Here is a 26,577-nt window from a genome sequence, read left to right as displayed (position 1 = left end):
AGTGCGGATCGGATATGATCCGGTCACCGTTCGCCCAGGGAGAGCACCACAATGAATATCAGCCTCAAGCCGAAAGAAATGCCGTCCTTGTCGACCTTCGACTGGGAAGATCCGTTCCGGCTGGATGACCAGCTTGAGGAAGACGAGCGCATGATCCGGGATGCGGCGCGCGCTTATGCGCAGGAAAAGCTGCAGCCGCGTGTCATCGAGGCCTATCGCGACGAGGTCACCGACCCGTCGATCTTCCGAGAAATGGGCGAGATGGGGCTGCTCGGAACGACGATCCCGGAAGCCTATGGCGGCATCGGTGCGGGCTATGTAACTTACGGGCTGGTCGCACGGGAAGTCGAACGCGTCGATTCCGGCTACCGGTCGATGATGTCGGTGCAGTCTTCGCTGGTCATGTATCCGATCTATGCCTATGGCTCCGAGGAGCAGCGGCAGAAATATCTGCCGGGTCTTGCCAGCGGCGAACTGATCGGCTGTTTCGGCCTGACCGAGCCGGATGCCGGCAGCGACCCCGGCGGCATGAAGACCCGCGCCGAAAAGGTGCAGGGCGGTTACCGGCTGACCGGCAGCAAGATGTGGATCTCGAATGCGCCGATTGCCGACGTTTTCGTCGTGTGGGCGAAATCCGACGCGCATGACGGACAGATCCGCGGTTTCGTGCTGGAAAAGGGAGCCGCCGGCCTCTCGGCACCGAAGATCGGCGGCAAGCTGTCATTGCGCGCCTCGATCACCGGCGAGATCGTGCTTGACGGCGTCGATGTCGCGGAGGATGCGCTTTTGCCCAATATCGAGGGCCTGAAGGGTCCGTTCGGATGTCTTAACCGGGCCCGTTACGGCATTGCCTGGGGCTCGATGGGTGCGGCGGAGTTCTGCTGGCACGCGGCGCGTCAATACGGGCTCGACCGCAAGCAGTTCGGCCGCCCGCTTGCGCAGACCCAGCTCTTCCAGAAGAAACTTGCCGACATGCAGACCGAGATCGCGCTCGGTCTCCAGGGTGCCTTGCGCGTCGGTCGTCTGATGGACGAGGCCAACGCGGCGCCGGAGATGATCTCCATCGTCAAGCGGAATAATTGCGGCAAGGCGCTGGATATTGCCCGCATGGCGCGGGACATGCACGGCGGCAACGGCATATCGGAAGAATTCCAGGTGATGCGCCACATGTGCAACCTTGAGACCGTCAATACCTATGAGGGTGCGCATGATGTGCACGCGTTGATCCTCGGGCGCGCGCAGACCGGATTGCAGGCCTTCTTCTGATCTTCTGAGGCACCACAATGGACCGTGCGGAGATTGTCCACGAGAACTTCCTGACACGCGTTTCGGGAGGCGACCTTCCGTCGCCCGTCGCACATGTGCGGCCCGCCGATGCGGGGCTGACGCCGCCGCAGCTTGTCGCAATGTTCCGTAGCCAGGTTCTGTCGCGGCAGCTTGACCGCACGTCGCGCAAGCTGCAGGCACGTGGCGAGGGCTTCTACACGATCGGATCCTCCGGCCATGAAGGCAATGCAGCGGTGGCGGCGGCGCTGCGCCCCGGCGACATGGCCTTTCTGCACTATCGTGACGCGGCGTTCCAGATCCATCGCTCGACGCAGTTGCCCGGGCAGACACCGACCTGGGATATGCTGTTGAGCTTCGTCGCCTCGAGCGACGATCCGATATCCGGCGGCCGGCACAAGGTGCTGGGCTCCAGGGCGCTGTCGATCCCGCCGCAGACATCGACCATTGCAAGCCACCTGCCCAAGGCGGTGGGTGCGGCCTATTCCGTCGGCCTTGCCAAGCGGGTGAAGCCGGAGCACCGCAAGCTTGCCGAGGATGCCATTGTCCACTGCAGCTTCGGTGATGCCTCGGCCAACCATTCGACCGCGCAGGGCGCCTTCAACACGGCCTGCTGGACGGCCTATCAGGGCATACCGCTGCCGCTGCTCTTCGTGTGCGAAGACAACGGAATCGGCATTTCAACGAAAACACCGGGCGGCTGGATCGAGGCGACGATGGCGCAGCGCCCGGCGCTGAGATATTTCCGCTGTTCCGGGCTCGACATGGTCGAGACGTACCAGACTGCGCTTGCGGCCGCCGACTATGTGCGGCGGCGCAAGAAGCCGGCCTTCCTGCACATGACGACGGTGCGGCTTTACGGTCATGCCGGCTCGGACATGCAGACGGCCTATATGACGAAGAACGAGGTCGAGGCGGACGAAGCCAACGACCCGCTGCTTCATTCGGCGCGGATCCTTATCCAAGAGGGCGTGCTTGGCTTTGACGAAGTTCTGTCGATCTACAACGAGACCGGGGAGCGCTGCGCCCGTATCGGCGAGAAGGTCATTGCGCGGCCGAAACTGGAGACGCCGCAAGCGGTCATGGCAAGCCTCGTTCCGCCAAAGCGCGAGTGCCGCAAGGGCAACGGGCCATCGGCCGACAGGCGGCAGGCGGTCTTCGGTTCCGATGCAAAAACGCTCGACAGCCCCCAGCACATGGCGCGGCTGCTCAACTGGGCGCTGACCGATCTGATGATGGAGCATGACGAGATTGTCCTTGCCGGCGAGGATATCGGTCCCAAGGGCGGCGTCTATAATGTCACGGCCAAGCTGCATCAGCGCTTCGGCGCACACCGGGTGATCAATACGCTGCTCGATGAGCAGTCGATCCTCGGCCTTGCCATCGGTCTTGCGCACAATGGTTTCGTGCCGATCCCGGAGATCCAGTTCCTGGCCTATCTGCACAATGCCGAGGATCAGGTCCGGGGCGAGGCGGCGACGCTGAGTTTCTTCTCAAACGGCCAGTTCACCAATCCGATGGTGATGCGCATTGCCGGGCTTGGCTATCAGAGGGGTTTCGGCGGTCATTTCCACAACGACAACAGCCTGGCGGTCTTGCGCGATGTTCCGGGCGTGATCATTGCATGCCCCTCGAACGGCGCGGATGGCGTGCACATGCTGCGCGAATGCGTGCGGCTGGCGCGCGAGGAACAGCGGGTGGTTGCCTTTGTCGAGCCGATTGCGCGCTACATGACCCGGGACCTGCATAGCGAGAAGGACGGGTTGTGGACGTTTGCCTACGAACCGCCCGGCAGCGGCAGCCCGATCCGTCTCGGCGATATCGGCCAATATGGCGATGGCACCGATCTTGCGATCCTGACCTACGGCAATGGCTATTACCTGTCCCGGCAGGCCGAGAAGATCCTGTCCGAGGATCATGGGCTGAAACTTCGTGTCATCGATCTTCGCTGGCTTGCGCCGCTGAGCGAAGATGCGATCCTTGAAGCGGTCGGTCCCTGCACGAATGTGCTGGTTGTCGACGAGTGCCGGGTGACCGGTTCGCAGTCCGAAGCGTTGATGGCCCTGCTTGCCGAGCGGGCGGGGCCGGACAAGAACATTGCGCGCATTGCCGCGGATGACAGTTTCATTCCCCTCGGACGGGCTGCGACGGCAACACTGCCCAGCCGCGACGGCATTGTCGCGGCGGCGCTCAAGCTGGCGGGGAAGGCGCGATGAAAAAGACCGCCGTCGTCATCTGCCCCGGGCGCGGGACCTACAACAAGCCGGAACTCGGCTATCTTGGACGCCACCATGGCGACAGGGCCGATTTCATCGCCATGCTGGACCGTTATCGCGCGGAACAAGGCCAGACCACGATCAGCGCGCTCGATGGCGCGGAGCGCTATTCGGTTGCCAGCTATTCGCGCGGCGACAATGCATCGCCGCTGATCTATGGCTGCGCCTATGCCGATTTCATGGCGATCGACCGCGACGACATCGAGATCGTCGCGGTGACCGGCAATTCAATGGGCTGGTATATCGCGCTTGCCTGCGCCGGTGCGCTCAGCGCCGAGAACGGCATGCACGTTGTCAACACGATGGGCACGCTGATGCAGGAAAGCCTGATCGGGGGCCAGACGGTCTACCCGTTTGTCGATGAGGAATGGAACGTGATACCCGGAAAGCGGGCCGAGATCCTTGCCCATGTGGACGATATCGGAAACCGCGCCGAGTGCAGCCTTTTTGTCTCCATTGAACTCGGCGGCATGCTGGTTCTTGCCGGCAATGAGGCCGGCCTGGCCGCGTTGGAAGCCGCGCTGCCGCGGGTCAATGACCGCTTTCCCATGCGGCTCCCGAACCACGCGGCCTTCCATACACCGCTGCAGCAGCCGATCGCGGATAAGGGCAGGGCGTTGTTACCGGCTGAGATCTTCGGCCAGCCGCAAATTCCGCTGGTCGACGGGCAGGGCAGCGCCTGGTATCCGCATGCGACCGACGTTTCGGCGCTCTGGCGCTATACGCTCGATCATCAGGTGGTCCAACCTTATGACTTTACGCGCGCCGTCCAGTCATCGGTGCAGGAATTCGCGCCCGATTGCGTTATCGTGCTCGGGCCCGGCAACACGCTGGGCGGCGCGGTGGCACAGGCGCTGATCGCCTGCGGATGGGACGGGCTTCGTTCGAAATCCGACTTCGCGGACCGGCAGAAACAGGACCCGTTCCTGATCTCGATGGGCCTTGATGAACAGCGGGTGCAGGCTAGCGGCTGACCTTGGCAAGCCGCAGGCTGCTGACCGTTTCGGCAACATCGGGCACGCGACGGATGTCATCGAGGATTTCATCAAGTTTCTTGAGGGAGTGGGTACGGATTTCAACAATCAAGTCGAAGCTGCCGCTGAGCGAATGGATGTCACCGGTGCCCTCGATCTTGCGTAGCGCGGCTGCGGTCGGTCGCGTATCATTGGCAATGAGTTTTAAAAGGCAGAATGCGCTGATGACCGCTTCTTCATCATCGGGTCCGAGTTCCACCGTGAATTTGGCGATTGTGCCGCGATCTGTCATCCGGGCGATCCGGTTCTGCACCGTGGCGCGCGACACGCCAAGATCGGACGCCAGATCCGATACGGACCGCCTTCCGTCTCGCATGAGAATGCGCAAAAGGCCGCGGTCTGTGTCGTCCATGGAATTCCCCGTTTTGCTACTGATGATATTCAAAATGACAAAAATTCAACAAATTGGCAAAAGGATGTTGCTTTTTGCTGGCGCGCTTTTGCTGTCTAATCACCCACACCCTGTGTCGTGGGCTTTCGTCGAGGAGAACCGAACATGACATTTCAAGACATCCTGACCGCGTCCGGCTTCACGCAGAGCGAATTGGAAGGCGGTGCACTCGACGTCCATACACCGATCGACGGCAGCCGCATCGCGTCGCTGCAGACCCATTCGGATTCGCAGGTTCTGGACATGATCGTCCGCGGCGGAACGGCCTTCGAGACCTGGCGGAAGGTACCGGCGCCACGGCGCGGTGAGCTGGTCCGGCTTCTCGGCGAGGAATTGCGGGCGGAGAAGGAAAATCTCGGCCGGCTGGTCACGCTGGAATGCGGCAAGATCTACCAGGAGGGGCTGGGCGAAGTGCAGGAGATGATCGACATCTGCGATTTTGCCGTCGGCCTGTCGCGCCAGCTCTACGGGCTGACGATTGCCTCGGAGCGTCCCGGCCACGCGATGCGCGAGACATGGCATCCGATGGGCGTGTGCGGCGTGATTTCAGCCTTCAATTTTCCCGTTGCCGTGTGGAGCTGGAACACCGCCATTGCTCTTGTCTGCGGCAATCCGGTGATCTGGAAACCGTCGGAAAAGACGCCTTTGACGGCGCTTTCGTGCAAGAAGATCTTCGACCGGGCCGTGGCCCGTTTCGGCGATGACGCACCGGACGATCTTCTCCAGGTTCTCGTCGGCGGGCGCGAGGTCGGCGATACGCTGGTTTCGTCGCCCGATGTCGCCATCGTCTCGGCGACCGGCTCGACCCGCATGGGGCGCGCGGTCGGGGCGAAGGTTGCCGAGCGTTTCGGCCGTTGTATTCTCGAACTTGGCGGCAACAACGCCATGATCGTCACCGGCAGCGCGGATCTCGAAATGGCCGTGCGCGCCATTGTCTTTTCGGCAGTCGGAACCGCCGGGCAGCGCTGCACGAGCCTGCGGCGGCTGATTGTCCATGAGAGCATTTACGATACGCTGGTCCCGCGCCTGAAGGACGTCTATTCGGGTCTTCCGATCGGCAACCCGCTGGAAGAGGGCGTTCTCGTCGGTCCGCTGATCGATGCGGGTGCGCGCGCAGCCATGCAGTCGGCGCTCGATCAGGCCCAGTCCGAGGGCGGAACGCTTCACGGCGGCGGCACACTCGCCGACACCTATCCGGATGCCGCCTATGCGGCACCGGCCATCGTCGAAATGCCCGGTCAGAGCGATATCGTCAAACACGAGACCTTCGCGCCGATCCTCTACGTCATGAAATATTCGGAGCTGGAGGAGGCGATCGGTATCCAGAATGCCGTACCGCAGGGCTTGAGCTCCTGCATCTTCACCACCGACGTGCGCGAGGCTGAGGAGTTCTTATCCGATGTCGGTTCCGACTGCGGTATCGCCAATGTGAATATCGGCCCGTCCGGCGCCGAGATCGGTGGTGCTTTCGGCGGCGAGAAGGAGACGGGCGGGGGCCGCGAATCGGGCTCCGACGCCTGGAAGGGCTATATGCGCCGGCAGACCAACACGGTGAATTATTCGCGCGAGCTGCCGTTGGCGCAGGGGATCAAATTCGACATCTGACGGAACCGCGCCGCGAAGGGCGCAATCGAGGGCAACCATGAAAAAGATCGCCGTTCTCGGGCTCGGCAAGGTCGGTGACCTTGCCGCCCTGCTGCTTCACGAGTCCGGATTTTCAGTAACCGGCTTCGATCTCCATGCACCGCGCGGCTCGCATCCGTTTGACGTGGAAAGCGCGGATGTTTCCGACAGGCAGGCCATGCAGGAGAAATTTGCGCAATTCGACGCGGTTCTTTCCTGCCTGCCCTACCATCTCAATATCGCGGTGGCGGACGCTGCCCATGCGGCCGGTATTCACTATTTCGATCTGACCGAGGACGTTCCGACGACGCAGCACATCATCGGGCTGTCGGAAACATCCAAAGGTCTGATGGCGCCGCAATGCGGCCTTGCGCCGGGCTTTGTCGGCATTGTCGGTGCATCGCTGATCGGCGCTTTCGACAATTGCCGCTCGGTGCGCATGCGCGTCGGCGCGCTGCCGCAGAACCCGACCGGGCTGATGGGCTACAGTTTCAACTGGTCGCCGGAGGGCGTGGTCAATGAATATCTCAATGATTGCGAGGTGATCGAGGACGGCGAGCGCAAATGGGTCTCGCCGATGGAGTGGCATGAAACGCTCTATATCGACGGCGTCAAGCTAGAGGCTTTCACGACATCGGGCGGTCTCGGCACGATGTGCGATACCTATCACGGGGTGGTCGACAATATCGACTACAAGACCATGCGCTATCCCGGTCACATGGAGCTGATGAACTTCTTTTTCCACGAGTTGCTGTTGCGCGAGCGGCGCGAGCTGGCCGGCGAGATCCTTGTTCATGCCAAGCCGCCGGTCGATCACGATGTGGTCTATGTGCATGTCGCCGCCGAAGGCACGATCGACGATCGTTTGTCGCGCAAGGAATTCGTTCGTGCCTATCGGCCGATCGAAATTGCCGGCAAGGAACGCACGGCCATAGCCTGGACCACGGCGGGGTCCGTCGTCGCCGTGATCGAAATGGTTCGCCACGGGCTGTTGCCGCAGAGCGGTTTCCTGAAACAGGAAGACATTCCGCTGGCTGCGTTTTTGGGCACGCGCACGGGTGCATTTTACGGCCAATAATGGCACAGTGGTCGGGTCGACAACCGCTCAATTCGCAAGTGCAGATCTTGGCCCGCAGACTCCCCCAGACCAGCCTGCTGGAGACATTCGAAGCCGCCGCGCGGCGTGGCAGCTTCACGCTCGCCGCCGCCGATCTCAACATGACACAAGGGGCGGTCAGCCGCCAGATCCGTGCGCTGGAGGAGCAGCTTGGGACCGAGCTTTTCATCCGGGAGCGTCAGCGCATCACGCTGTCTCCGGCCGGCGCGGCCTATCTCGAAGAGATCTCCAGGGCGCTGTCGATCATCCGCATGGCCTCGACCGCGATGAAGGTCAATCCGGATGGCGGGGTGCTCAATCTGGGCATTCTGCCGACCTTCGGAACGCGCTGGCTGGCACCGCGACTGCCGGATTTCTTCAGGCGGCATCCTGGCATTACCGTTAACCTCACGACCAAGCTGCGGCCATTCGATTTCGGCAGTGAAATGCTCGATGCAGCGATCCATTTCGGTGCCGATGAATGGCCGGGCACCGAGCATCTGTTTCTCGCCGAGGAAACGGTGGTGCTCGCCTGTTCGCCGACGCTGTTGCCGCAGCTCAACATCGAGACTGTGGAAGATGTTGCCAAGGGGCCGCTGCTGCATCTGGCGACACGGCCCATGGCTTGGCAGCGCTGGTTCGAAATGAACGGCCTGGAGACGGATGTGCAACCGGGCACGACCTTCGATCAGTTTGCGACGATGGCCCAGGCCGCCGCACACGGGTTGGGTCTTGCGTTGTTGCCCGAGTTCCTTATCGAGGACGAGTTGCGCAGCGGCAAGCTGGTCGCCGCGTGGGACAAGGCGAATAAGAGCATTGGCAGTTATGCGCTGATCTGGCCGAAATCGCGCCGCAATCACCCGCCGCTGCTGCGCTTCCGGGAGTGGCTGGAGACCGCGGTGGGGCAGGGGATAGACGGCAATTCGCGGTAAGGTTATTAAGAATTGCGTTTTGCTAGGCGATTCTCGCATTGGTGGAGAAGGCGTGATCGCCTGTTTGGATGGGGCGATCGGGGCGGCAACCCAGTCTAACTTCGAGGGGAATTTTCAGGATATGTCAGATACTTCCATGGAACAACAGCATGAACCGCTTGGCATCGGCAATATCGTCAGCGAGACGTTCTCGATACTGACCGGCAACATCACGGCTGTTCTGATCCTGGGCGGAATACCGTCCGTGGTCTCGTTGATTTTGACATGGCTGCTGTTCGGTGCGGCTTTTGTGACCGGAAATTTTGCCGAGGATCCGACCGGTCTTCCGGCGAATTTCGGCCTGAGTTTCGCTTTCGTCTTCGTGATTTCGTTGGCGATTACCGCCGTGGCCATGGCCCTTATTGTGCAATTGGCTTACGATTCCAAGGCCGGGCAGGCAATACAGCCCGCGCGTTATGTTCAGCCTGCACTTGCAAGCGCGTTTCACGTCGTCGTGCTGACATTCATTATCTCCATTCTGTCGATCATTCCATTTGCGCTCTTCATCGTTCCCGGATTGTGGGTCTATGCCGTTTTTTCCGTAACAATACCGTCGGTTGTCATCGAACGGACGGGATTCGGCGCTCTGGGTCGCAGTATTTCCCTGACCAAACAATACCGTTGGCCCATCGTTTTGGTGATGATCATTACCGGCATCATCTCAATAGTGATCAATATGGTCGGGTCCATCGTGATTGAATTTGTTCCGGGAGGCGTGATTGTCGAACTGATCCTGCTCTCGGTTTTGTACGGCATTACGTACGGCATCTTCGGAATTTTGATGGTTCTGATTTATGATCGCCTCCGGCAGATCAAGGAAGGCGTTGGCTTGAAAGGTGTGGTTTCGGTTTTCGAGTGAGGCCAATTTCGCCTTTAATCCAGGCACAAACCGTTACACGGACAGGCCGGAAATCACTTTCACGGCTTCTTCGCGAATAGCGGGGATGACGGGCTTCAGAAGTTCGATACGGTCGAAGGACTGTGCGTTGTCCTTGAGCGACTGACGCAGAGCCCGGCCGAAGGCCTGGCGCAGTTCCGTGCCGATATTGAACTTGCACACGCGGCTGGTTGTCGCGAGTTCGCGGCGTGTTTCTGGCGCAACGCCGCTGCCACCATGCAGCACGAGAGGCAAGTTCGTTGCGGCCTCGATCTGACGAAACCGGTCCATGTCTATTTGCGTACCGGCTTCGGTCTGCAGGTGGACATTGCCGACCGAGATGGCCATGGCGTCCGCGCCGCTTTCCCGGTCGAACCGGGCGGCTTCTTCAACGCTGGTCATGGCCGACGCCTTGCCCTTCGCATAGCCGACGAAACCCACTTCGCCCTCAACCGAAACGCCGGCGCTGTGTGCGTCCTCGCAGATCCGCGCGGTCAGCGCGATGTTTTCTTCGATGGGAAGTTCGGAACCGTCGAACATGACGGATGTAAAGCCGCAATCGATGCCCTCGCGGCATTCTTCGATGCTGCGGGCGTGGTCGATATGGCAGACGACGGGGACGGAGACCTGTTCCGCCAGTGCACGGAACATCGCTCCAAGAACGGAAACCGGTGTGTGTTTGCGGCTGCCCGGGCCGGCCTGAAGGATGATCGGTCGCCCGGTCTCTTCCGCCGCCTGTACAAAGGCCAGCGCATCCTCCCATCCCAGCACGACGAGGCCGGCGACCGCGTAGTTTCCGGCAGCCGCCGGCTGCAGGACTTCACGCAATGTCGCAAGCGTCATTTGAATTTCGCGATCATGTCTTTGATGCCGGGTATTGTCTCGATCTGCCAGGCGTGGTCCGGCTGGAAATACTGCACGAGCGAGCGCTGGAACAGACCGCCCAGGATCGTGAAATAGTACATCTCGTAGCCCGGCGCGACGACGCAGGGGTGATAGCCCTTGTCGAGGATGATCGTCGAGCCGTCGACGATGTGATAGGCATCGCCGACCTGACCGTCCTCGCGCTGCACAAGTTGCATACCGAAGCCGTGCGCGGGCTTGAAGCGGAAATTGTAGGTTTCGTCGTGGCGCGTTTCGTTCGGTTGCCGGTCGGTGTCGTGCTTGTGCGGCGGAAAGCCGGACCAGCCGCCCTGGCCGACTGTGAAGAGTTCGGAAACAAGAAGGCGCCCGACCTTGTCGTGATATTTGGTGCCGAGGATGTGCTTGATCTTGCGGTGTGTCTTGGTCTCGTCCGAACCGTACTGGACCAGATCGATTTCATCCTTGCGCACGGCGAAGGGCTCCAGCGTCTTGCTATAGCGTGCGCCGGCAATGAACACCTCGGCCGCGTCGCTCATGGCAACGATTGTCGCGCGGGCGCCGGACGGGACATAGACACCCTCCGGCTCCCCGTCCCAGACATCAACTGTCCGGTTGCCGATCCCGGCGAATTCTGCCCCTTCCACGACGACATCCACCGTGCCCGTCGCCGGCACGACGCAGGTCTCATAACCCGGAACGCGGTAATCGAAGGCCTGGCCGCTCGTGAGCTTCACAATGTTGAAATAGTTGAGCGGCACGCGGCAGTCGTCCGCGTCGATAATGGCTTTGTTGGCGTTGTCAAAGGGCGGGATGTGCATGATCCGCCTCCATTGTTCTGGTCGGACCGGGATGGGTTCTGATGAATTCGTCGAGTTGTGCGGTGTCGGGCATGGCCGGTGCGCAACCGACTTTGGAGACAACCATGGCGGCTGCGGCGGAGCCGCGCTCGAGGCTCACTTCCAGGGGATGACCTTGCGCCAGCGCGCTGATGAAGCTGCCCAGGAACGCATCGCCCGAACCGGTCGGCTTCAAGGCTTCGACGCGATAGATGCCTGCTTCGATGACTTGCGTGCCTTGAAATGTGACCGAGCCTTGCGCGCCCATCTTGTAGACGACAAGCCTGTTTCCATTGCGGGCAAGGTCCTGTGCGAGACTTCGGCCGGCGCTCATGTCACCTGCCAGCGTCGCAAACTCCTCGTCATTGCCGACAACTATATCCGCCATCTCCGCCGCCTTGAGACATACGGCGCCGGCATCCGCCGGGCTCGGCCAGGTATAGGGCCGGTAGTCGAGGTCGAGAATGACAGGAATACCCGCGTCCTTTGCCGCTTCGAAAGCTGTGAATGTTGCGCTGCGTGAAGGCTCCGCCGCGAAACAGGTTCCGGTCGCGATCAGGCCGCCATACCGCCTGAATTCGATCCCGGCCAGATCGTCAGTGCTGAATTCGAAATCCGCAGCGCCGTTGCGGTATATCACCGACTGACAGTCCTGAATGCGGGTTTCGACGACAGCGAGGGATGTCCGGCTTTGTCCGCCTGTGGTGCGCACGCCGTCCGCATTGACGCCATAGCCTTCAAGCTGGTTGCGCACGAAACGGCCAACCGCGTCATCCGACACCGCCGTGACGAGTGCTGCCGCGCCGCCGTGTCGCGCAATTGCGACGGCGATATTGGCGGATGAGCCTCCAAGTGCCGCAAAGAAGGACGTGGCCTTTTCCGTGCGCGTGCCGGGCGGATCGGCATAGAAGTCCATGCCGGCGCGGCCGAGGATGACAAAGCTGTTTTTCTTCAAGGAATCCAGCATTCTACCCAAGTCGTTTTCAGCTTTTCTCGCACTGCTTGCGGATCCATTGCCGCCAAGTCAGGGCGTTGACTGTTGTTGATCACACTGTCTGTTTGACTTGCCGTCATCGGTCCTCCGCCGGCAGAATCCGAGGTTGGTTTGCACGATGCGAGATGTTCGCTTGACGCAAGAGCCTAAATCGAGTTTATGGTTTTTGCAACCGGTTGCAAAAATTCAGCGAGGAGCGCGCCAATGACGGAGATTGGCATCGGAATCATCGGCGGCGGTTATATGGGCAAGGCCCATTCCGTTGCCATGAACGCAGTCGGTGCCGTGTTCGAGACGCGCTTGCGGCCGCGTTGCGAGATGATCTGCACGACGACGCAGGAAGGGGCCGCGGAAAAGGCGCGGCTTTTCGGATTTGCCCGCTCGACTCATGACTGGCGCGAACTCGTAACCGATCCGAAGATCGATGCGGTGGTCATCGCGTCCACCCAGGATACCCATCGTGACATCGCGCTTGCCGCGATTGCAAACGGCAAGGCCGTGATGTGTGAAAAACCGATGGGTGCATCGGTGGAGGAAGCCCGAGAGATTACCGAGGCCGCCGAGGCGGCGGGGGTCGTCAATATGGCGGCGTTCAATTATGTGCGCACACCGGCCACGCAGCTCGCACGACAAATCATCGGTGCCGGTGAAATCGGCGACATCACCTATGTCCGGGCCGAGCACACGGAGGACTTCTTTGCCGATCCCGACGCACCGGCGACGTGGCGTTCGCACGGCCGTGCCAACGGCAATCTCGGCGACCTTGCCCCGCATATCGTCAATGCGGCGCTCGCTCTTGCCGGTCCGATCAAATCGCTTGTTGCCGATGTCGAAACCGTCCACAAGACCCGCCCCGGTCCGAATGGACCGGAGCGCGTGACGAATGACGATCAGTGCCAGTTGCTTTGCCGATTCGAAAGCGGTGCGATGGGAATGCTTTTCGCCAGCCGCGTCGCAACGGGGCGCAAGATGGGCTACATCTACGAGGTCTTCGGCACCAGGGGCGCGCTGCGGTTCGATCAGGAAGACCAGAACGCTCTTTGGCTCTACAAGGGCGACGCCGCGCCGGGACGCGAGGGGTTCACCAAGATCCTGACCGGGCCCGAGCATCCCGATTACAGGCCCTTCTGTCAGGGGCCGGGACACGGCACCGGATACCAGGACCAGATCATCATCGAGGCGCATGATTTCCTCAAGGCCATTGAAACGGGTGAGCCGGTCTGGCCGACCTTCCGGGACGGGCTGGCGGTTTCCGAGATCATCGAAGCCGTGTGGCGATCGCATGAGGAGCGGCGCTGGGTCTCGGTGGACGAGGCCTGAGGACGCGCCGGCAGGAGGGATCGTCAATGACAATAAGAATAGGCAACGCGCCCTGCAGCTGGGGCGTCGAATTCGCGGATGATCCGCGCAACCCCCACTGGCGCACGGTGCTCGGCGAATGCAAGCAAGCGGGCTATCACGGTATCGAACTCGGGCCGGTCGGTTTCATGCCCGAGGATCCCGCCGAGCTCGGCGATGCGCTTGCGGAACTGGAACTCGAACTGATCGGCGGCGTGGTGTTTCGTCCGTTCCACGATGCGGGCAAATGGGATGAGGTGCTGGATGGCTCGCTGCGCACCTGCAAGGCCCTTGCAGCGCACGGGGCCGAGCACCTGGTGCTGATCGATTCGATCTCTGCGCGCCGCGCGCCGACGGCCGGGCGGCCGCATGAGGCCGTGCAGATGGGTGAGGATGAATGGTCCGCCTATCGCGACAGGATCCGCCAGATCGCGAAGATCGGAACGCAGGAATACGGGCTGACCGTCGCGATCCACCCGCATGCCGGCGGTTTCATCGACTTCAAAACCGAGACCGAGCGGCTGCTTGCCGAAACCGACCCGGCGGAACTCAAACTGTGCCTCGATACCGGGCATACACACTACGCTGGCTTCGATCCGGTGACCTTCATGGAGACGCATATGGACCGTATTTCCTACATGCACTTCAAGGATATCGATCCAGCGGTCAAGCAAAGTGTGATTGCGGAGCGGACCGATTTCTACAAGGCCTGCGGGCAGGGGATCTTCTGCAATCTCGGCGATGGCGAGACGGACTTTCCCACAGTGCGGCAAAGGCTGACCGATGCCGGCTTTGCCGGCTGGTGCACCGTTGAGCAGGATTGCGATCCGGAAGGGGCGACGTCGCCGCTCGGTGACGCAAAGGCCAATCGCGCCTATCTTCGTTCAATCGGATTTCATTGAGGAGCCGACATGGCCAGACTGAATTGGGGAATGATCGGCGGCGGCGAGGGCAGCCAGATCGGACCGGCACACCGGATCGGGGCCGGTCTTGACGGACATTTCACCCTTGCCGCCGGCGCTTTCGATGTCGACCCGGCAAAGGGCGTCGAATTCGCCGGTACCCTTGGCGTTGCCGAGGATCGCGCCTATGGCGACTGGCGGGCGATGCTGGAGGGCGAAACGGCGCGCGATGACCGTGTCGATCTCGTTACCGTGGCAACGCCCAACGCGACCCATTACGAGATTACCAAGGCATTCCTGGAAAACGGCTTCAACGTGCTGTGCGAGAAGCCGATGACGATGACGGTCGCGGAGGCTGAAGACATCGTCGCAACGGCGCGGAAATCCGGCCGCATCTGCGCCGTCAATTACGGTTATTCCGGCTATCCCATGGTGCGCCATATGCGGGCGATGGTGGCGGGCGGCGAACTGGGGCGCGTGCGGCTGATCAAGGCGGAGTTCGCGCATGGTTTCCACGCAAATGCCGCCGATGCCGACAATCCGCGCATCCGCTGGCGCTACGACCCGCAGCAGATCGGACCGTCGGCCCAATTCGCCGATTGCGGCATCCACGCTTTGCACATGGCGAGTTTCGTTTCCGGCCAGGAGGCCGAAGAACTGTCTGCCGATTTCGTCTCCTGCATCGCGTCGCGAACGCTCGAGGACGACGCGATGGTCAGTTTCCGCATGTCCGGGGGCGCGGTGCTGCGGTTGTGGACGAGTTCGGTTGCCGTTGGCCGCATGCACGGGCTGACGCTGCAGGTTTTCGGCGAGAAGGGCGGACTGAGCTGGGAGCAGGAACATCCGAACCAGCTCTACTGGACGCCGGTCGACGGCAGGACGCAGATCATCGAACGCGGCGCCCCGGATCTTTCTGCGGCAGCGCAAAGGGCTTCGCGGGTGACGATCGGCCATGCCGAAGGCATGCCGCTCGCCTTTGCCAATATCTATGCGGACCTTGCCGAGGTCATCATGGCGGAGAAGGAATCGCGATCGCCGGATCCCGCGGCAACGCACTATCCGACGGCGCTCGATGGTCTGCGGTCCATGGCGGCGATCAGCGCCGCGGTGGAATCGGCGAACAAGAGCGGCAACTGGACCGATGCGAGGCCGCCATCCTTCCGTGGCTGAAATCAGTCAGCTTGCCGGCAGTGGCCTGAGCGTGCCGCGCTCGACGATGGAGCAGTCGAAGGGCTGCGTATCGGCATCCTGTTCGGTATCGTCGACCATCTCGATGACCAAGGTCACGGATTTCAGGATTATGTCGCGGACCGGTTGGCGGATGGTCGTCAGGTCATAGGCGGACCAGCCCGCCATGTTCATGTCATTGAAGCCGAGGAAGCCGATATCCTGCGGGATCTTCATGCCCGAGCCGCGGGCCGCGTCCATGGCGCCCATGCAGATCAGGTCGTCGCCGCAGAACAGCGCTTCGACGGATTTTTCGGCGAGCAGCGCCTTCATGGCCTCCTTGCCGGCCGAATAGGAATAGTTGTCGGCAAAGCGGATATCGGCCGGCTCCAGTCCGAGTTCCTTCAGGCGACTGAGGAAGCCTGCAAGGCGGTCCTGCGTGGATGTGGCCGACTGCGGACCGCCAAGCAGGGCGATGCTGCGATAGCCCCGGTCGAACAGCGTTTGCGCCGCCATTTCACCGCAGCGGACATTATCGATGCCGACGACATGCACGCCGGCTTCCGAACCGAAACGTCCGAAGGCGTGGACCACCGGAACGCCGGCCTTGCTGAAGGCATGGGGAAAGGTCGGGGGAAGGGTGGATGTCGCGATAATAATACCGTCGACGCGGTACTGCTTGAGCATTTCAAGTGATTTTTGCGGATCGGTCTCGGTGCTGAGGTTGACCAGCAGGGGGCGGAATCCGCGTTCCTGCAGCACGCGCGTGAAGAGGTCGAAAACTTCCAGGAAGACGGGGTTTCGGAAGTTGTTGGCGACAAGGCCGATCAGCCTGGTGCGGTTGGTCGCCAGGCTGCGTGCGATCAGGCTCGGCCGATAGCCGAGTTCATCGGCGGCCTTTTGGACTTTCTCCCGCGTCTTGGCCGACACGCTGGCGCCTTCGGTAAAGGTGCGCGAAACGGCCGAACGCGATACACCGGCGCGCTCGGCGACCTCCTTCAGGGTAACCGTCAATGGACTTGCGTACTCCGTTTCTCAATGCGCAATCAGTTCGGTCAAACCTAGAAAATCACATTGAATCTTGCAACCGGTTGCAACAATTCGAGAAGATCGGCTCGACGAACAAAGCCGATATCGAGCAGAAAACGACTCAAAAATGCAAGCATCAATTTTTAATTTACCATAATTTTTTCAGTTACTTATAGCTGGAAACTCATATGGGAAATGAACAAGGGTTCTGCTCCGGATTGCTGCGCTTCACCTGGTCCGCTTGCGCCCGTGCGGGTTCTGCTCTCAGATACGACCATCGACAATCGCCGAGCGGGATGCCACGAAACGGACATGGATACCACTGTCAGGGACATTGCCAGGGATCTGGTCCTGCAACTCAGCGACAAGGAGAGGGCTTACCTTGCGGTTCTCGCTGAATCGCGGGACGGGGTCTCCGCCGGATCGAATCCGATTGCCGTGGCGCTCTGTGAAAAACTGCCGGCATGTCTTGAGCTGGATCGGGAAAGCGGGCATCTGGCTTTCCGCACGCCCTTGCTTCGCGATGCGGTTGGATCGGCGCTGTCCGGCGAGATTGAAGGAAAGCAGGCGCAGGCTCTTTACTCCCGGGGTGAGGCGGTCGCGGCCATCGAGCTTGCGCAGGCAAGCGGCGATCATGCCCAGGCGCTTGAGTGGTTCCGAGAGCAGGGCAACCAGTTCTTCATGCATCTGCACGGGCTCGATGCCTGTTTCAGGGTCATTTCGAACTTTCCGCCTGATATGCAGCGCAACAATGCAACGCTTGTGGTGGCGCTCGCCATGCATGCGCTGAAATCCGGGAGCGTCAACCGGGCCCGCCATATCCTGCGCGAGCATTTCGGACCGGAGGCGCTCGATCTTCAGCGTGTGGTCGGAAATCCCGAGCACTATTCGCGCGATTTCCGTATGTTTCGGCTGGTGATGTCGATCTACGAGGATTACGCCATCGGCAACACGGTGCGCGATCACATGTTCGAACTGCTTGGCGAGCTGGACCTGGACGATCACCTGAACCGTGGCGGCATCTACAATACGATGCTGGAAGTCTGTATCCAGCGCCAGCAGATGGACGCGGCGGAGGAGATGGCCAACCGGGCGCGCCACCACTACCAGAAGGCAAAGGTGCCGCTTCTCGAGTTCTATATCGAGCTGCACCGGGCTGTGTTTTCGCTCAATCGCGGCGTGCTTCCGGAGGTGGCGGCGGCCGTGGATGCCGCCGATGCGGCGCTGTCGCGGGTCACCTTCGAAACGCCGACGGACCATCGATTGCTCGGCCTTCTTAAAGCGGTTCTGGCGTTCGAAAAGGGCGACGCGCAGCAACTGGTGGATTACCTGAATGATGAGTTCGACAAATTCGCCTATGGTGAACTCTGGCCGACCATCACAGAACTTGCGCTCTACTATGGAAGCCTGGCGATCAGCGGCGAACTGGGTGTTGCCGCGGCGCGGTCGTTCCTCGACAAGTGGCGCATACAGGAATGGCGCTCGCGCCGTTTCAACTTCGTCATCACCATCCGGCAGGTCGATGTGCTGCAGAACCACAACCGCTGGCATGAAGCAGCGGAATTGTTGACCAGCGTCCAGTCCCGCATCAATGCGACATGGGTCGAGAGCGCCGAGGAAGCGCTTGGGCTGATCGACAACACCCGTGAGATCGCCATCGCGTTTGCATGGCTGCGGCACCTGATCCGGCACGCGCCGCGCAATGCGATGCGTTTGCGGCAGGTGGAGCAGTTTCAGGCCAATCCGCACATCAATGACAGGCAAAGAAGCACTTTATGGCTTTGGGAGGCCTATCTTTCCCGTCTGCAACGCGACACGACGCGGGCGCGGGCGCAGCTCACGAAGGTTCTTGAAGGCGCTGCCCGCATGGGTGTTCTGACCCATCTGATCGGCGAGAAGGAAATCCTTCAAAAGCTGATGGCAGACAAGCGCATCGGCCCGTTCGTCAAGGCGGCGCCCGGTGCCGTGGAGATCCTGAGGCGTCTTGACGGTTTCCATGCGGGTGCGGGCACGAAGGCCGTTCCGGGGCTCACCCGGCAGGAACTGCGTGTGTTGACGCTGGTGGCGGAAGGCGCGTCGAACAAATTTGTGGCGCGTCAGATGCAGCTCTCCGAGGTCACCGTGAAATTCCACCTGGGCAACATCTACCGGAAGATGGGGTGCGCCAAGCGGTCCGAGGCGATTGCCGCTGCAAGGGCGCTCAACTGGGTCGCATAGGCTGCCACCAGCGTCAGGTCCGGCGAAAGAATACCTGCCCGCCTGGGGGTTACCCAGGACGGTTGGCCAACTGAATCTGCACCTTCTGCAACGGATAAGTCTGCCTTCGAACCTGGACCCGAATACTGCGTCGGGCACCCGGCACGCGAACAAAACCTATACCTATTTTTGAAAAACCTATACCTTTCGGCGATTGTGGCGGCGGATGCGGCGTTTCACTCTGTGGGGCACCATTTCAACCGGGCCCGCCATGCAGACAAATCCTGCCCAATTGATGCTCAAGCGCCTTGTCGGCTTTGCCGGCGTCATGTTCGTGCTCTCGGCGATGATCTTCATCCTGGCGCGGATCGTTCCGGGCGATCCGGCGCGCATTGCGCTCGGTCCCAGCGCGACCCAGCAGCAGGTTGACGAGATGCGGCTGGAGATGGGGCTCGATGCGCCGCTCTGGCAGCAATACACGGACTATGTGTGGCGCGGCATTCAGGGCGATTTCGGCAAATCGCTGATTTCGGGCCGGCAGGTGAGCGATGAAATCGCCGCCCTGCTGCCGGCGACGCTCGAGCTGGTCATTGTCACCGTTCTTCTGATCGTCGCGGTCTCCATACCGCTCGGCGTCATGACGGCGCGCTACCGCAACAGTTGGATCGACAATGTCGGGCGTTTCTTCTCCATCGTCGGCGTGACGATGCCGAGCTTCCTGTTCGCCATATTGCTGCAGTTGATTGCCGCCAATTTCCTATCCGACTGGCCGGTGCTCGGGCGGGTCAATTATTCACTGGACCTGCCGGACGGGCCGACGGGCCTGCTCCTGGTCGACTCGGTCGTCCATGGCGATTGGCGGGTATTCTGGAGCGCGTTACAGCACCTGATCTTTCCTTCAATGGCGCTCGCAATGGCCGGCATCGGCCAGATTACCAGGATCACCCGTTCGGCGATGATCGAGCACCAGCGGCGCGATCATGTGCTGACGCTCAAATCCTTCGGCGTGCCGGACCGGGTGATCGTCTTCCGCTACCTGCTCAAGCTGTCGTCCATCGCACCGCTGACGATCATGGGCCTGGAATTTGCCTCGCTGATCGGCAACGCCTTCGTCGTCGAGCTCGTCTTTTCCTGGGGCGGCTTTGCTTCCTACGGGCTGGAATCGATCCTGCAGAAGGATCTCAATGCGGTCATGGCCGTGGTGCTCGTCTCCGGCTTCTTCTTCGTTGTCGCCAACCTGGTGATCGACATCGTCCTGATGGCGATCGACCCGCGGCTGCGCTTCAAGGAGGCGAAGTGATGTCAGCCGTCTCCAACGACCAGCCGACGATCCTGTCCGCCCGCTACATGGCGTGGTACCGCTTCTCGCGCAATCCCTCGGCGGTGATCGGCGGGCTGATGGTGCTCTCAGTGATCCTGGTGGCGATTTTCGCGCCGCTGATCGCACCCTATCCGGAAGATGTCGGGGCGACGGTCGATTTCCGCAACCGGCACATGCCCCCGGACGCGGCCCACTGGATGGGAACGGACAAGGTCGGGCGGGATATCCTGACGCGCGTTATCTTCGGTTTCCGCATCTCGCTGCTTCTCGTCATCGGCGTTCTTGGCGTGGCCGTGCCGGTCGGCACGGCGCTCGGCATGCTAGCCGGCTATTTCAGCGGCATGACGGAGCGGATCATCACCGGCTTCACCAATGTGATGCTCGCCATTCCGCCGCTGGTCATGGCGCTGGCCATCGGCAATGTGCTGGAGCCCAACCTCGTCAACGCAATGCTGGCGATCACGCTGCTTTGGTGGACCTGGCATGCGCGGCTGATCTACCGGGTGTCGAAATCCATTGCCACGGAAGACTTCGTCGAGGCGGCGCGGCTTGCCGGCGCCAGCCACTGGCATGTCCTGACGCGGGAGATCCTGCCCAATTGCGTATCGGTCATCTCGGTCAAGACGACGCTGGACGCGGCCTTCGTGATCCTGTTCGGCGCGACGCTGTCCTTCCTCGGTCTCGGCGTCAAGCCGCCGACGCCGGATCTCGGCTCGATGGTTGCCGACGGACGCCAGTTCCTGCCGGAAATGTGGTGGGAAGTGCTGGCGCCCGGTTTCGCGATCTTCTATGCGACGCTCGGCTTCAACCTGCTCGGCGACGGCCTTCGCGACATGTTCGACGTGGAGGTGTGAGCGTGACCAACCTGTTGGATATCCAGAACCTCAACGTCTCGTTCCGGACCTACGGCATTCGCAACAATGTGTTGAAGGATGTCGGTCTGAAAATCCCCGAGGGCGGTCGGGTCGCGCTGATCGGCGAGACGGGGTCCGGAAAGTCGGTCACCAGCAAGACGATCCTCGGCACGCTGCCGGACAATGCCGTCGTGGAGAGCGGGACGATCCGTTTCGACGGCGAGGACGTGCTGACGCTTTCGCAGGGCAAACGCGAAGCGATGAAGGGGACGGCCTTCTCGATCATCATGCAGGACCCGCTGAGCTCCTTCAATCCGGTGTTCCGCATCGGCCGTCATCTCGACGATGTCCTGCGTTTCTCCGACCGCAGGCTCGGCGAGACGTCCAATTCCCGTGACCGGCGCCGGCGCATCGAACAGGTGCTGCGGCAGGTCCAGCTTTCCGATCCGGCACGCATCTTCGATGCATATCCGTCGCAGCTTTCCGGCGGCATGCGCCAGCGCGTGCTGATCGCGCTGGCGCTGCTGCACCAGCCGCGCCTGCTGATCGCCGACGAGCCGGGCACGGCGCTGGACGTGACCACCCAGGACGAGATCATGAAGCTGATCAACAGCCTGGTCTCGGACAATGGCCTGTCGCTTTTGATGATCACCCACAATCTCGGCGTGGTGCGCAAGATGGCGGACGACATCTACGTCATGCGCCATGGCGAGATCGTCGAGCATGGCCCGCTCAAGACCATCTTCCGCACACCGCAACAGGCCTATACCAAGGCGCTGATCGCGGCGATCCCGCCGCTCTACGGCCCGGGTGTCGAGGATCAGAAGGCGGTCGATGCCGAACCCATCGTCAGCCTGTCGAACGTCTCGAAATCCTTCGACGAGAAACTCCTGTTCGGCCGCGGCCGGTCGCATCTGGCGGTCAAGGACGTATCGCTGCAGGTCTCGAAGGGGGAAATCTTCGGCTTGGCGGGGGAGTCCGGATCGGGCAAGACAACGGTCGCGCGCATGATCATGGGGCTGATCCGGCCGACGGCCGGCTCGATCACCGTTGATGGCGACACGGTCGGCGAAAAGGGGCGGGGGCCCGATTTCCGGGAACTGATCCAGATCGTCTACCAGAACCCCGGAACCTCGCTCAATCCGAAACGGACGGTGGGCCAGACTCTCTCCGTGCCGCTGCGTTTCGCCGGCCTCAGGGCCGATGCGGTCGAAAAGCGCATTCACGAATTGCTGGCGCATGTCGAGCTGCAGCCGCATTACATCTCGAAATATCCGCACGAGCTGTCGGGCGGCCAGAAGCAGCGCGTGGCGATCGCCCGGGCGCTGGCGGCGAACCCGAAGATCATCGTGCTTGACGAGCCGACATCGGCGCTCGACGTGTCGGTGCAGAAGAATGTCATCGATCTGTTGCAGAAGCTGCGCGACGATCTGGGTCTGACCTTCCTGTTCATCTCCCACGACTTGTCGCTGATGCGCAATTTCTGCAGCCACATCGCCATCATGCTGCGCGGCGAGGTCGTCGAGAGCGGCGAGCCGCGCCAGGTCTTTGCGGACCCGCAACATCCCTATACCCGTGCGCTGATCGCGGCCGTGCCGGTGATGAGCGACGAGGAAGACCGTCTGAAACCACAAACCAGCATCGAGGAGCGACGCCGGTATCTTGCCGATACCGCCGTCTGACCGCATGCGAGAACCAAGGAGAGTACGGTGTATCGACTGGGCATTGACGTAGGCGGAACCAACACGGACGCGGTCATCATGCATGAACGCGACGTGCTGGCCGGCTTCAAGGCATCCACGACACAGGATGTCACCAGCGGCGTCGTGGAGGCACTGGAAGGCGCGATCGGCAAGTCGGGCGTCGACCGAAGCAAGATCGACAAGGTGATGATCGGCACGACGCATTTCACCAACGCGGTGATCGAGCGCAAGCACATCAATCCGGTCGCCGCGATCCGGCTCGGTCTGCCGGCGACCGCCTGCCTGCCGCCGATGGTCGACTGGCCCGCGGATCTGCGTGTCGCCGCCGGCGACAGCGGCTATCTCGTGCGGGGCGGCTACGAATTCGACGGGCGGGAGATCGCGCCGCTCGACGAGGAGGAACTCGACCGCATCTGCGACGACATCAATGCGCGCAAGATCAAGGTGGCCTCCGTCAGCTCGGTCTTCAGCCCGATCAACCAGGAAATGGAAAAGACGGCGCGCGAACACATCCTGCGCCGCTGCCCGGACGTTTCGGTGGTGCTTTCCAGCGATATCGGGCGCATCGGCCTGCTTGAGCGCGAGAGCGCGGCGATCATGAATGCAAGCCTGCTGGCGCTCAGCGAGCGTACGGTGGATGCCTTTGCCGAGGCGCTGACGTCCGCCGGCCTCGATTGCGCGTTCTTCATCACCCAGAATGACGGCACGCTGATGGGCGCCGAAATGGTCAAGCGGTTTCCTGTCCTGACCTTTGCCTCCGGCCCCACGAACTCCATGCGCGGCGCGGCGTTCCTGACCGGCGAGCGCAGCGGTATCGTGGTGGATATCGGCGGCACGACGACGGATGTGGGCGCCCTGCAGCAGGGCTTTCCGAGGCAGGCCGCAACGGTCGTCGATATCGGCGGCGTGCGCACCAATTTCCGCATGCCGGACGTCTTTTCCGTCGGCCTCGGCGGCGGATCGCTGGTCCGCACCAACGATCAGGGAGAGGTGACCGTCGGGCCGCAGTCGGTCGGCTTCCGCATCACCGAAGAGGCGCTGGTCTTCGGGGGCGATACCCTGACGGCGACGGATATCGCCGTGGCGCGGGGCGAAGCGGATATCGGCGACGCCTCCCGCGTGGCTGGCCTCGATGCCGATACGACAGAGAAGGCGCGCGCGGCAATCACGACGCTGCTGCAGCGGGCCGTGGAGCGCAGCCGTATTTCGCCTGAACCGATCCCGGTGATCGCGGTGGGCGGCGGCTCGATCCTGATGCCCGACCGGCTCGCCGATCTCGAAGTCATCCGGCCGGAGAATTTTGCCGTTGCCAACGCCGTCGGCGCCGCGATCGCGCAGATCAGCGGCGAGGTGGACCGCATCTTCTCGCTGGAGAACGGGCTGACGCGCGAAGCCTGCCTGAAGCAGGCCGAAGAAGAGGCGACGGAAAAGGCCATCGCATCCGGTGCCGCGCCGGCAACGATCGAGACGATCGAGCGCGAGGATGTGCCGCTCGCCTATCTGCCGGGCAATGCGACGCGGATCCACGTCAAGGTCGTCGGCGAAATGGAGGGCGCCAATGCTGTCGCGGCAGGCTGACCTCATCTCGATCGGGGAAGAGGAAATCGAGGCGCTTGAAATCGGCGCCGCGATCCTCGGCACCGGCGGAGGCGGCAATCCCTATATCGGCAAGCTGCGCGCCTTGCAGGTGCTGCGCGAGGGCCGCAAGATGCGGGTATTGCCGCTGCAGGCGCTGCCGGACGACGCCAAGGTCGTATCGCTCGGCGGTATCGGCGCGCCGTTGATTTCCCATGAACGCATCAAGGAAGGCCGCGAGGGGCTGCGCTGCGTGCGGGCGCTGGAACAGCGGCTCGGCATCAAGGTCGACGCCATCGCCTGCGAGGAAATTGGCGGGCAGAACGCCATGGAGCCGCTGATCGTGGCGGCGCTGGCCGATCTTCCGGTCGTCGATTGCGACGGGATGGGCCGGGCATTTCCCGAGATGCAGATGACGACTTTTTCGATCTACGGCCATCGCAGCACGCCGAGCGTCATGTGCGACCTGCATGGCAATGTGGTGATCTTCGATCACGCGGCATCCGAGCTTTGGCATGAGCGTCTGGCGCGGGCCTGCGTGATTTCCCAGGGCGGCGCCTCGACACTCGCCAGCGCCCCGATGCAGGGCGTCTTCGTCAAGCGTTTCGGCATTCCCGATTCCTACAGCCGCGCCATCGCGCTTGGGCGGGCGGTGCGCAATGCGCAGGCGCGCAACGAGGACCCGGTCGCGGCAATCTGCGATTTCGAGAACGGCCAGTTGGTCTTCACCGGCAAGATCAGCGACGTCAAACGGGAATTGCGCGGCGGCTTCGTTGCCGGCGAGGCGGCGATCGAGGGCTTCGACGATCACGAAGGCGATGTCGCCAACATCATTATCCAGAACGAGAATCTCGTTTTCCAGCGCAACGGCGAGACGGAAGTCATCGTGCCGGATCTCATCGTGATCCTCGACATCGATACCGGCGAGGCGATCACCACGGAGATGCTGCGCTACGGCCAGCGTATCAGCGTGCTGGCACTGCCGTGCCATCCGTTGCTGCGCACGCCCGAAGCGTTGGCGGTGGTCGGACCGGCGGGTTTCGGTCTCGGCAATCTGAATTACCTGCCGCTTGAGGATGCGGTCGCAGACCGGCAACGCGTATTGGAGGATGCAGGCAAATGAGCGCCTACACGATTACTGAAAACGAGATGGAGGCGATCGCCACGGGCGGCGCTTTCCTCGGCACCGGCGGCGGCGGCGACCCCTATATCGGAAAGCTGATGGCGCAGTCGGCCATTGCCGAGCACGGGCCGGTTACGGTGATCTCGCCGGAAGATGTGGAGGATGATTGGCTGTGTGTGCCCGTGTGCATGATGGGCGCGCCGACGGTCATGCTGGAGAAGCTGCCCAATGGCGGCGAGGCGCGCAGCGCGCTCGAGCAGCTCGAAGCGTTCCTCGGCCGCAAGGCGGATGCGCTGATCTGCATCGAGGCGGGCGGGCTGAATTCGACAATTCCGTTTGCCGTCGCCGCCGCAACCGGTCTGCCGCTCATCGATGGCGACGGAATGGGGCGCGCCTTTCCCGAGTTGCAGATGGTGAGCTTTACCATGCAGAATGTTGCGGCAACGCCGATGGTGATTGCCGATGAGAAGGGCAACAGCTCCGTCATCAAGGCCATCTCCAATCAGTGGACCGAACGCCTTGCGCGCTCCCAGACCATCGAAATGGGGGGATCGGCGCTGGTGGCGCTCTATCCGATGAGCGGCGCCGAGGTGAAGAAGGGCATCCTGCGCAACACGATGTCGCTCATCTTCGAGATCGGCAAGGTGATCACCGGAGAGCGGGCGAACAACCGCAATCCCGCGCAAGCGCTCATCGAAAAACTCAACGGCAAGCGCCTGTTCACGGGCCGCGTGGTCGATATCGAGCGCAGGACCGAGGGCGGCTTTGCCCGCGGCACGGCGGTGCTCAAAGGCATGGACGACGATCACGGCCGAACGTTCCGGGTCGATTTCCAGAACGAGTTTCTGATCGCACTGGACGAAAAGGATCAGCCGCTGGCCCTGACGCCGGATCTCATCTGCGCGCTCGACGCGGATGGTGGCCTGCCGGTGACGACAGAGCAACTGCGCTTCGGCCTGGCCATCACGATGATCGGCCTTCCATGCGATGCGCAATGGCGCTCGGAAGCCGGGATCGAACTCGTCGGCCCCGCCTATTTCGGCTACCCGCAGGCCTACACGCCTCTGGAGGATTTGCCCTCGTGACTTTCGAAAAATCCAACAATGAAATGGAGAAGGAAAAA

Annotated in this window: 22 protein-coding genes; 17 read left to right on the top strand and 5 right to left on the bottom strand. The window is 61.8% G+C overall.

Annotated elements, in window-relative coordinates; translation table 11 throughout:
- Positions 1 to 51 precede the first annotated feature (51 nt).
- From OOZ53_RS04245 to OOZ53_RS04235, 3 genes are read left to right on the top strand one after another with little or no spacing between them, the layout of a single operon-like run.
- Positions 52 to 1,266 carry an acyl-CoA dehydrogenase gene (locus OOZ53_RS04245; RefSeq protein ID WP_271088076.1) on the top strand — a complete coding sequence of 405 codons (1,215 nt, stop codon included), beginning with the start codon at positions 52 to 54 and terminating at the stop codon, positions 1,264 to 1,266.
- Between the two features lie 17 nt (positions 1,267 to 1,283).
- Positions 1,284 to 3,500: a dehydrogenase E1 component subunit alpha/beta gene (locus tag OOZ53_RS04240; RefSeq protein WP_271088075.1), complete on the top strand. Its 2,217-nt coding sequence runs from the start codon at positions 1,284 to 1,286 to the stop codon at positions 3,498 to 3,500.
- Positions 3,497 to 4,534: an ACP S-malonyltransferase gene (locus OOZ53_RS04235; protein WP_271088074.1), complete on the top strand. Its 1,038-nt coding sequence runs from the start codon at positions 3,497 to 3,499 to the stop codon at positions 4,532 to 4,534. Before OOZ53_RS04240 ends, OOZ53_RS04235 begins: the two co-directional genes overlap by 4 nt.
- Here the strand turns inward: OOZ53_RS04235 and OOZ53_RS04230 are convergent.
- A complete protein-coding gene (locus OOZ53_RS04230) occupies positions 4,524 to 4,946 on the bottom strand; it encodes an Lrp/AsnC family transcriptional regulator (RefSeq protein WP_271088073.1) in 423 nt (140 codons plus the stop codon). The two genes, OOZ53_RS04235 and OOZ53_RS04230, sit on opposite strands and share 11 nt — an antisense overlap.
- Before the next feature lie 144 nt (positions 4,947 to 5,090).
- Between OOZ53_RS04230 and amaB the strand changes: the two genes are divergently transcribed.
- Genes amaB through OOZ53_RS04210 form a run of 4 tightly spaced genes read left to right on the top strand, consistent with a single transcriptional unit; the run spans position 5,091 to position 9,534 of the window.
- A complete protein-coding gene (gene amaB / locus OOZ53_RS04225; RefSeq protein ID WP_271088072.1) occupies positions 5,091 to 6,590 on the top strand; it encodes an L-piperidine-6-carboxylate dehydrogenase in 1,500 nt (499 codons plus the stop codon).
- Between the two features lie 37 nt (positions 6,591 to 6,627).
- Positions 6,628 to 7,686: a saccharopine dehydrogenase family protein gene (locus tag OOZ53_RS04220; protein WP_271088071.1), complete on the top strand. Its 1,059-nt coding sequence runs from the start codon at positions 6,628 to 6,630 to the stop codon at positions 7,684 to 7,686.
- On the top strand, positions 7,686 to 8,636 hold the full coding sequence (locus OOZ53_RS04215; RefSeq protein WP_271088070.1) for a LysR family transcriptional regulator: 951 nt from the start codon (positions 7,686 to 7,688) through the stop codon (positions 8,634 to 8,636). The genes OOZ53_RS04220 and OOZ53_RS04215 overlap by 1 nt, the downstream gene beginning before the upstream one ends.
- A 52-nt stretch (positions 8,637 to 8,688) precedes the next feature.
- A complete protein-coding gene (locus OOZ53_RS04210) occupies positions 8,689 to 9,534 on the top strand; it encodes a hypothetical protein (RefSeq protein WP_271088069.1) in 846 nt (281 codons plus the stop codon).
- Between the two features lie 33 nt (positions 9,535 to 9,567).
- Here OOZ53_RS04210 and OOZ53_RS04205 read toward each other — a convergent pair whose 3' ends face one another.
- Genes OOZ53_RS04205 through iolC form a run of 3 tightly spaced genes read right to left on the bottom strand, consistent with a single transcriptional unit; the run spans position 9,568 to position 12,219 of the window.
- Positions 9,568 to 10,395 carry a class II fructose-bisphosphate aldolase gene (locus tag OOZ53_RS04205; RefSeq protein ID WP_271088068.1) on the bottom strand — a complete coding sequence of 276 codons (828 nt, stop codon included), beginning with the start codon at positions 10,393 to 10,395 and terminating at the stop codon, positions 9,568 to 9,570.
- Positions 10,392 to 11,234: a 5-deoxy-glucuronate isomerase gene (locus OOZ53_RS04200; RefSeq protein WP_271088067.1), complete on the bottom strand. Its 843-nt coding sequence runs from the start codon at positions 11,232 to 11,234 to the stop codon at positions 10,392 to 10,394. Before OOZ53_RS04200 ends, OOZ53_RS04205 begins: the two co-directional genes overlap by 4 nt.
- Positions 11,215 to 12,219, bottom strand: coding sequence for a 5-dehydro-2-deoxygluconokinase (iolC, locus tag OOZ53_RS04195; protein ID WP_271088287.1), 1,005 nt, complete (start codon positions 12,217 to 12,219; stop codon positions 11,215 to 11,217). The genes OOZ53_RS04200 and iolC overlap by 20 nt, the downstream gene beginning before the upstream one ends.
- Before the next feature lie 231 nt (positions 12,220 to 12,450).
- Between iolC and OOZ53_RS04190 the strand changes: the two genes are divergently transcribed.
- From OOZ53_RS04190 to OOZ53_RS04180, 3 genes are read left to right on the top strand one after another with little or no spacing between them, the layout of a single operon-like run.
- Complete coding sequence (locus tag OOZ53_RS04190; RefSeq protein WP_271088066.1) at positions 12,451 to 13,566, top strand: Gfo/Idh/MocA family protein; 1,116 nt, start codon at positions 12,451 to 12,453, stop codon at positions 13,564 to 13,566.
- 26 nt (positions 13,567 to 13,592) lie between these two features.
- On the top strand, positions 13,593 to 14,486 hold the full coding sequence (locus tag OOZ53_RS04185; RefSeq protein ID WP_271088065.1) for a TIM barrel protein: 894 nt from the start codon (positions 13,593 to 13,595) through the stop codon (positions 14,484 to 14,486).
- A gap of 9 nt (positions 14,487 to 14,495) precedes the next feature.
- The gene (locus OOZ53_RS04180) at positions 14,496 to 15,656 is read left to right on the top strand and encodes a Gfo/Idh/MocA family protein (protein WP_271088064.1); all 1,161 of its coding nucleotides are present in this window, start codon (positions 14,496 to 14,498) and stop codon (positions 15,654 to 15,656) included.
- Positions 15,657 to 15,662: 6 nt separating this feature from the next.
- Here the strand turns inward: OOZ53_RS04180 and OOZ53_RS04175 are convergent, their stop codons facing one another.
- Positions 15,663 to 16,667: a LacI family DNA-binding transcriptional regulator gene (locus OOZ53_RS04175; RefSeq protein WP_271088063.1), complete on the bottom strand. Its 1,005-nt coding sequence runs from the start codon at positions 16,665 to 16,667 to the stop codon at positions 15,663 to 15,665.
- Between the two features lie 327 nt (positions 16,668 to 16,994).
- On the opposite strand from OOZ53_RS04175, the gene OOZ53_RS04170 reads away from it, so the two are divergent.
- From OOZ53_RS04170 to OOZ53_RS04140, 7 genes are all read left to right on the top strand, one after another.
- Positions 16,995 to 18,899 (top strand): helix-turn-helix transcriptional regulator, encoded by a 1,905-nt coding sequence (locus OOZ53_RS04170; protein ID WP_271088062.1) that lies wholly within the window; start codon positions 16,995 to 16,997, stop codon positions 18,897 to 18,899.
- Between the two features lie 250 nt (positions 18,900 to 19,149).
- Entirely contained in the window at positions 19,150 to 20,178 is a 1,029-nt protein-coding gene (locus OOZ53_RS04165) for an ABC transporter permease (protein WP_271088061.1), read from the top strand.
- Entirely contained in the window at positions 20,178 to 21,053 is an 876-nt protein-coding gene (locus OOZ53_RS04160) for an ABC transporter permease (RefSeq protein ID WP_271088060.1), read from the top strand. The genes OOZ53_RS04165 and OOZ53_RS04160 overlap by 1 nt, the downstream gene beginning before the upstream one ends.
- 2 nt (positions 21,054 to 21,055) lie before the next feature.
- A complete protein-coding gene (locus OOZ53_RS04155) occupies positions 21,056 to 22,735 on the top strand; it encodes a dipeptide ABC transporter ATP-binding protein (RefSeq protein ID WP_271088059.1) in 1,680 nt (559 codons plus the stop codon).
- 27 nt (positions 22,736 to 22,762) lie between these two features.
- Positions 22,763 to 24,334, top strand: coding sequence for a hydantoinase/oxoprolinase family protein (locus OOZ53_RS04150; RefSeq protein WP_271088058.1), 1,572 nt, complete (start codon positions 22,763 to 22,765; stop codon positions 24,332 to 24,334).
- Positions 24,315 to 25,454, top strand: coding sequence for an S-methyl thiohydantoin desulfurase family protein (locus tag OOZ53_RS04145; protein WP_271088057.1), 1,140 nt, complete (start codon positions 24,315 to 24,317; stop codon positions 25,452 to 25,454). The genes OOZ53_RS04150 and OOZ53_RS04145 overlap by 20 nt, the downstream gene beginning before the upstream one ends.
- Positions 25,451 to 26,539, top strand: a complete 1,089-nt coding sequence (locus OOZ53_RS04140; RefSeq protein WP_271088056.1) for an S-methyl thiohydantoin desulfurase family protein — start codon at positions 25,451 to 25,453, stop codon at positions 26,537 to 26,539. Before OOZ53_RS04145 ends, OOZ53_RS04140 begins: the two co-directional genes overlap by 4 nt.
- Positions 26,540 to 26,577 lie beyond the last annotated feature (38 nt).

This window comes from Allohoeflea poritis, assembly GCF_027889715.1.
GTDB lineage: Bacteria > Pseudomonadota > Alphaproteobacteria > Rhizobiales > Rhizobiaceae > Hoeflea_A > Hoeflea_A poritis.
This window is presented reverse-complemented; position numbering and strand designations above follow the sequence as displayed.

Coding starts and splice junctions, on each gene's coding strand:
- OOZ53_RS04235 (WP_271088074.1), top strand. CDS start 3,497: ATGAAAAAGACCGCCGTCGTCATCTGCCCCGGGCGCGGGACCTACAAC.
- OOZ53_RS04240 (WP_271088075.1), top strand. CDS start 1,284: ATGGACCGTGCGGAGATTGTCCACGAGAACTTCCTGACACGCGTTTCG.
- OOZ53_RS04205 (WP_271088068.1), bottom strand. CDS start 10,395: ATGACGCTTGCGACATTGCGTGAAGTCCTGCAGCCGGCGGCTGCCGGA.
- OOZ53_RS04245 (WP_271088076.1), top strand. CDS start 52: ATGAATATCAGCCTCAAGCCGAAAGAAATGCCGTCCTTGTCGACCTTC.
- OOZ53_RS04170 (WP_271088062.1), top strand. CDS start 16,995: ATGGATACCACTGTCAGGGACATTGCCAGGGATCTGGTCCTGCAACTC.
- OOZ53_RS04180 (WP_271088064.1), top strand. CDS start 14,496: ATGGCCAGACTGAATTGGGGAATGATCGGCGGCGGCGAGGGCAGCCAG.
- OOZ53_RS04230 (WP_271088073.1), bottom strand. CDS start 4,946: ATGGACGACACAGACCGCGGCCTTTTGCGCATTCTCATGCGAGACGGA.
- amaB (WP_271088072.1), top strand. CDS start 5,091: ATGACATTTCAAGACATCCTGACCGCGTCCGGCTTCACGCAGAGCGAA.
- OOZ53_RS04215 (WP_271088070.1), top strand. CDS start 7,686: ATGGCACAGTGGTCGGGTCGACAACCGCTCAATTCGCAAGTGCAGATC.
- OOZ53_RS04140 (WP_271088056.1), top strand. CDS start 25,451: ATGAGCGCCTACACGATTACTGAAAACGAGATGGAGGCGATCGCCACG.
- OOZ53_RS04145 (WP_271088057.1), top strand. CDS start 24,315: ATGCTGTCGCGGCAGGCTGACCTCATCTCGATCGGGGAAGAGGAAATC.
- OOZ53_RS04200 (WP_271088067.1), bottom strand. CDS start 11,234: ATGCACATCCCGCCCTTTGACAACGCCAACAAAGCCATTATCGACGCG.
- OOZ53_RS04220 (WP_271088071.1), top strand. CDS start 6,628: ATGAAAAAGATCGCCGTTCTCGGGCTCGGCAAGGTCGGTGACCTTGCC.
- OOZ53_RS04160 (WP_271088060.1), top strand. CDS start 20,178: ATGTCAGCCGTCTCCAACGACCAGCCGACGATCCTGTCCGCCCGCTAC.
- OOZ53_RS04185 (WP_271088065.1), top strand. CDS start 13,593: ATGACAATAAGAATAGGCAACGCGCCCTGCAGCTGGGGCGTCGAATTC.
- OOZ53_RS04165 (WP_271088061.1), top strand. CDS start 19,150: ATGCAGACAAATCCTGCCCAATTGATGCTCAAGCGCCTTGTCGGCTTT.
- OOZ53_RS04190 (WP_271088066.1), top strand. CDS start 12,451: ATGACGGAGATTGGCATCGGAATCATCGGCGGCGGTTATATGGGCAAG.
- iolC (WP_271088287.1), bottom strand. CDS start 12,219: ATGCTGGATTCCTTGAAGAAAAACAGCTTTGTCATCCTCGGCCGCGCC.